Annotated in this window: 4 protein-coding genes; all 4 read left to right on the top strand. The window is 40.1% G+C overall.

The window, feature by feature from the left end; genetic code table 11:
* The first annotated feature begins 705 nt into the window (after positions 1-705).
* The 4 genes from AACV20_RS09200 to AACV20_RS09185 all read left to right on the top strand — a co-directional run bounded on the left by AACV20_RS09200 (position 706) and on the right by AACV20_RS09185 (position 4,240).
* The gene (locus tag AACV20_RS09200) at positions 706-1,113 is read left to right on the top strand and encodes an SH3 domain-containing protein (protein WP_170908066.1); all 408 of its coding nucleotides are present in this window, start codon (positions 706-708) and stop codon (positions 1,111-1,113) included.
* 644 nt (positions 1,114-1,757) lie between these two features.
* On the top strand, positions 1,758-2,114 hold the full coding sequence (locus AACV20_RS09195; RefSeq protein WP_094501595.1) for a hypothetical protein: 357 nt from the start codon (positions 1,758-1,760) through the stop codon (positions 2,112-2,114).
* A 737-nt stretch (positions 2,115-2,851) separates the two neighbouring features.
* Positions 2,852-3,565, top strand: coding sequence for a Fic family protein (locus tag AACV20_RS09190; protein WP_170908065.1), 714 nt, complete (start codon positions 2,852-2,854; stop codon positions 3,563-3,565).
* 132 nt (positions 3,566-3,697) lie between these two features.
* Complete coding sequence (locus AACV20_RS09185; RefSeq protein WP_170908064.1) at positions 3,698-4,240, top strand: hypothetical protein; 543 nt, start codon at positions 3,698-3,700, stop codon at positions 4,238-4,240.
* The last annotated feature ends 1,090 nt before the right edge of the window (positions 4,241-5,330 follow it).

Genomic DNA, 5,330 nt, shown 5'->3' with positions numbered 1-5,330 from the left:
GTCAATTGGTTGGCCTAACAAACGGCTCAAGAGGGATTGCCAACGCGTGGCGACTTTAGTGCAAAATTGAAGTTCAGTGATTACGGTGTGTTTTTTGAGTTCGGCGGTGCGTTGTCAACCCCTTAGCTGGGCGTTATGTGTTGGATGAGTTTTTAAGGTCAAAGCTACGATTTCATTGAGAATTCGTTCTGTATTTTCGGCAGGTTGGCTTGGTCGAACTGGATTCTGGAACAACCTGAGAGTTATTGTTTTCAAGGTTCTTGGGTTGCCTCAATTAAGTTTTGGATCTGGTTTGTGTTGAGTTTCGTCGGTTTCAAATCGCTTTAATTGAAATGTCTTTTTGACTGATTTTCTTGCTGACATTCAGCTCTGAAAGTCTGGTGAAGCAAAAGGTTTGGTTATGGCTGGAAGGGCGCTTTCTTTGTTGTTGATTCTGTAAGTGGTTTTCTTCGGCTAAGATCGCTGTGAAATTTAGGTTTTAGTAAGCATCGTTCTTTACGTAACTTATTCAAATTTCTTCATTTCTACGGTGGTTTACTTTGAATTCACGGTAAAATTCACATAACAAGCAATTCAAGTGGATTCTCAACGCGTGGCAGTTTTACTATGCGTCAGGTAAAGTGCTTTACGGTGCAATGCAGCGGCTTGGCCAGTGCGTTGTTCACCACTTAATTGGGCGTTATAAGCAATTATGGGATAATGAGAGTGAAATATAAGATTCTTTTAGTTTTGTTCCTTGGTTTGACTTTTGGGTTCAACGCTCAAGCCAAGAACTGTAAAAAAGGGCAGCCATGTGGAAACTCATGCATTTCATGGAAGAAAACTTGTCGTATAGGCACTTACTCCTCAAATACTTACACATCACCCAAATCTTCTACTAGTGTTCAGTCATCTAAATATACATCTCAAAGTGAAATAAGAGCTGGCGACTATGAGGTAACTGCTACCAAACTAAATGTTCGCGACAATCCATTTGGTTTGAAAGAGATTGTTGGTACTTTAAGTAAAGGTCAAAGAGTGTATGTGCATTCATTTGTCAGCGGTTGGGCTATGATTCGTTATAAATCGTCTTTTTATTGGGTGAGCCAAAAGCATCTCAAGAGGATCAACTAAAAATTGCTTATAACAAACGGCTCAAGAGGGATTGCCAACGCGTGGCGGCTTTAGTGCAAAATTGAAGTTCAGCGTTTACAGTATGTTTTTTGAGTTCGGTGGTGCGTTGTCAACCCCTTAGCCGGGCGTTAGGCAAGGTGAGTTTTTATCAGCGATAATCGAGTTGAAATTGAACAGTAAATTCCAGGCTCTCGGGCTAAATATGAGCAATAAATCGTCATCACCTATTTGTTGTTTCTTGATCGCGTTAGGTTGTTTAGCGCTGTAAATTCAGCGGCAAAATAACCTTCAGCATCCAAACGTCCGCCGAGCATGCTACGCTCGTCACTTTTCTTCCAAACCGCTCAATTTGAGTTTTTGGGTTTCTTTGCTGATTTGAGATTTTGGTTTATAAATAAATCGCTTAGTTGGTTTTCAATTTTCAAACAAGCCTTGTTCTTTGGTTGTGAAAGTATCGTTGTCAATCGGTTGGCCTAACAAACGGCTCAAGAGGGATTGTCAACGCGTGGCGGCTTTAGTGCAAAATTGAAGTTCAGTGTTTACAGTGTGTTTTTTGAGTTCGGCGGTGCGTTGTCAACCCCTTAGCCGGGCGTTATGTGTTTCTCGATTTATGGTCCACTCAAATTATGTAGTATGGAAAGATAATGTATAGAAGTATATTTACAGCTTTCGTCTTTGTTAGTTTCTTTTGCCATGGTGCATCAGATATTAACAGTCTTTATGTTTATGACGAACCGTTGGAGATGCCACCCTATTCAGATCAATGGTTTATTGATGGTGATTTAACAGATCTGAAGAACTTACATATAAGAAGAGACGGTAAATCTGGTGATTTATCAGCTCCAACCAGTATTGATTGTAAAACTAGAAAATTTACAGTGACGGGGAATGGACTTCTTTATACTTCCGATCCGATTTCATCATCAGAAGTTAGTCAACAAATCAGTGATAATGTCATTGAGGCAGTATTACAAAAAATTTGTGGTGCAAAAAGCACATAACAAACGGCTCAAGAGGGATTGCCAACGCGTGGCGACTTTAGTTCAAAATTGAAGTTCAGTGTTTACGGTGTGTTTTTTGAGTCCGGCTATGCGTTGTCAACCCCTTAGCCGGGCGTTATGTGTTTGATGAGTTTTTGAGGTTAATTCTACGATTTTATTGAGAATTCGCTCCGTGTTTTCGGCAAGTTGGCTTGTCGAAATGGATTCTTGAACAATCTGAGATTTATCGTTTTCAAGGTTCTTGGGTTGCCTCAATTAAGTTTTGGATCTGGTTTGTGTTGAGATTCGTCGGTTTCAAATCGCTTTAATTGAAATGTCTTTTTGACTGACTCTCTTGCTGAAGTTCAGCTCTGAAAGTCTGGTGAAGTAAAAGGTTTTGTTGTGGCTGAAAGGGCGCTTTCTTTGTTGTTGATTCTGCAAGTGGCTCTCTTTGGCTAAGATCGCTGTGAAATTTAGGTTTTGGTCAGCATCGTTTTTGTACGTAACTTATTCAAATCTCTTCATTTCTACGGTGGTTTACTTTGAATTCACGGTAAAATTTACATAACAAGCAATTCAAGTGGATTCTCAACGCGTGGCAGTTTTACTATGCGTTGAGTAAAGTGTTTTAGGGTGCAATGCAGCGGCTTGGCCAGTGCGTTGTTCACCACTTAATTGGGCGTTAGCCGACTTCTACCACCTTACTCATCAGTAAGTGTATACTTAGCCAAGTTTTACTTACATTGAAGAAGACCACCATGACAGCATTGACAGATAACATGTGGAATATGAAACCAAATATACCGTTGGCTAAACAACTTGCCAAAAGAGATGTTCCAGCTTTGGTTTATGACGCTGTTAACCTCGAGGGTGTAGCAATGACTTTGCCTGAGGTGCAAACGATTCTTGATGGGATCACCGTAGGTGGCCATCGAATTAGTGATCAAAATATGGCAATGAACCAAGCTCGAGCATGGGAACTTATTTTTGGCTTAGTTGATCAAGGTGAGTTTCAATTTAATAAAGAAACCGCTTTAAAAATTCACAATATAGCTGGCAAAGAAGAAGCGTTAGAGTGGGGTAAGTTTCGCTCTGGTTACGTTTCCATTACGGGTTCAGAGTATGAGCCCCCCGCTCCAGATGAGTTGGACGATAAATGGCTTGAAGTTGAGAGTCAGGTTAATAGTGAATCTGATGTTTACGATCAAGCAATTACTGCATTTTTACAAATGGCACGTGCTCAATTTTTTTGGGATGTTAACAAACGTACCGGTCGGTTCATGATGAACGGTATTTTGTTGGCTAATGGTTTTCCTATCATTAATGTGCAAGCCAAGCGTCAGCAAGAGTTTAATACGCTCATGCTCGATTTTTACTCTTCTAATGACATGACACAAATGAATAAGTTTTTACGGAGCTGTTTGGATGAAAAGATTATTCGTAATTTCAAGCTAGATCTGAAAATCGGCTAACAAACGCTTCAAGAAGGACAGCCAACGCGTGGCATTTTTATCGTGCGTTGGTTTTTGTGATTACGGTGTTAGGCGGTAAGTTGGTAGTAGCGTTGGCTGCCCCTTAAGCGGGCGTTATACATTTTGGAGAATATGGCGATGAACTGGGTAATATTAACATCTCAATTTATTTTGTTAGGGTTAGGAATTTTATTATGGATTTGGTTTAAAGGTCTTCCTGCTGCAATACATAAGCGCCAAGAATTGATGCTCTCTCAACAATTATCAAAAGAGCTCGAACTTCTCAAAATTAACCAGTCACAAATCTCATTGAGAAAGATAGAGAAGTTTATAGATTTCGGTAAGTTACAACAAGATATCTTTACTAATGAATCTTTCAGGAAAAAGATCGAATCAAATGATCCAAAAACCGTTGCTAAATTGCGAGAACTTACAGTCGAACTAGGGATTGGTATTTTCTTTTTTGCATCAGATTCAACAATAAAAATGTATTCTCAATGGAAAAAAGAAACAGGAATTGAGGGCGTAGACCCTAAAAAGACATTGCTAGGTTTAGGTGAGTTAATGATTGCTTTGCGTAAAGATGTTGGATACGAAGAAACAACATTAAGCAGTGAAGATTATCTAAGAATGTTTATTACCGATTGGGATAGTTTTGCAGAAAAAAATGTATAACAAAGCGTTAAAGAGGGACAGCCAACGCGCGGCATTTTTATTATGCGTTGGTTTGTGTGATTACCGTGTTATGCGGTAAGTTGGTAGTAGCGTTGGCTGCCCCTTAACGCGGCGTTATGCAACTCAGGAAAATTTAGGGGTTCAATCTTTTTAAATTTCTCCGGCCATTCGTTTTGTGTTGTCGGCAAAGGAGCACTTTTACCCTCAGATTCGTGGTTCACTCAAACCGTAAAACAGGCAAGGTTCTTTGTTTGCCTCAATCAGTTTTAGCGTTGGCGTGTTGTGAATCTGGTGGGCGCAAAGTGTGGAAAGGGCAAGTTAATCGAGCATTTTGCACTTGCTGAAAGTATTGCTTGTAGGGTTTGTCTCATTCAAAAGCTTGGTTTGTTGTTGAAAGGTGGACTTTGTTTTGGCGGCTTATTTATCACAGTTCTTGCTTGGGTTGGTTCTTGAATCACTCAACCATTGCAATCGTGGCTTTTGGTCGTGTAAATTCGGTTTATCTCATTGAATTTGCATAACAAACGGCTCAAGAGGGATTGCCAACGCGTGGCGACTTTAGTGCAAAATTGAAGTTCAGTGTTTACAGTGGTTTTTTTAGTTCGGCGGTGCGTTGTCAACCCCTTAGCCGGGCGTTAGGCAAAGTGAGTTTTTATCAGCTAAATCGAGTTGGAATTGAGCGGTAAATTCCATGTTTTCTGGCTTAAGTTAAGCAATAAATAATCATCACATATTTGTTGTTTCTTGATCGCGTTGAGTTGCTTTTCGTTGTGAGTTTAGCGGCAAAATAACCTTCAGCATCCAAACGTCCGCCGAGCATGCTACGCTCGTCACTTTTCTTCCAAATCGCTCAATTTTAGTTTTTTGGTTTCTTTGCTGAATTAGGGTTTTGGTTTATAAATGAATCGGTTAGTTTGTTTTAAGTTTGTAAAAAGCCCTGTTCTTTGGTTTTGAAAGTATCGTTGTCAATCGGTTGGCCTAACAAACGGCTCAAGAGGGATTGCCAACGCGTGGCGGCTTTAGTTCAAAATTGAAGTTCAGTGTTTACAGTGTGTTTTTTGAGTTCGGCGGTGCGTTGTCAACCCCTTAG

It is taken from the genome of Vibrio sp. B4-6, assembly GCF_963888245.1.
GTDB classification, from domain to species: domain Bacteria; phylum Pseudomonadota; class Gammaproteobacteria; order Enterobacterales; family Vibrionaceae; genus Vibrio; species Vibrio anguillarum.
This window is presented reverse-complemented; position numbering and strand designations above follow the sequence as displayed.